1 protein-coding gene is annotated in these 455 nt (G+C 59.8%); it reads right to left on the bottom strand.

Annotation, left to right across the window (positions count from 1 at the left end; all coding sequences use genetic code 11):
- The coding region (locus EOE48_RS28815) for a DAHP synthetase I family protein (protein WP_484213854.1) at nucleotides 1–426 on the bottom strand (426 nt) is incomplete at its 3' end.
- Nucleotides 427–455: the final 29 nt, after the last annotated feature.

Raw genomic sequence — 455 nt, forward strand, 5'->3', positions numbered from 1 at the left:
GAACTGGGCCTTCTTGATGTTGATCACCGCGCCGGTCTTGGCCATGGCCACCACCAGGTCGGTCTGCCGCGACAGGAAGGCCGGCAGCTGGATGATGTCGCACACCTTGGCGACGGGCTCGGCCTGGTAAGGCTCGTGCACGTCGGTGATCACCGGCACGTTGAAGGTGCGTTTGATCTCTTCGAAGATCTTCAGCCCTTCTTCCATGCCCGGACCACGGTAGGACGTCACCGACGAACGGTTGGCCTTGTCGAAGCTGGCCTTGAACACGTACGGGATACCGAGCTTCTCGGTCACCCGCACGTACTCTTCGCAGACCTTCATTGCCAGGTCACGGGACTCCAGGACGTTCATGCCGCCGAACAGGACGAACGGCTTGTCGTTGGCGATCTCGATGTTACCGACGCGAATGATCTTCTGGGTCATTGATCAGGCCTTGTTCTTCTGAGCCAGGG

Origin of the sequence: Methylobacterium oryzihabitans, from assembly GCF_004004555.2 — a bacterium.
Taxonomy (GTDB): domain Bacteria; phylum Pseudomonadota; class Alphaproteobacteria; order Rhizobiales; family Beijerinckiaceae; genus Methylobacterium; species Methylobacterium oryzihabitans.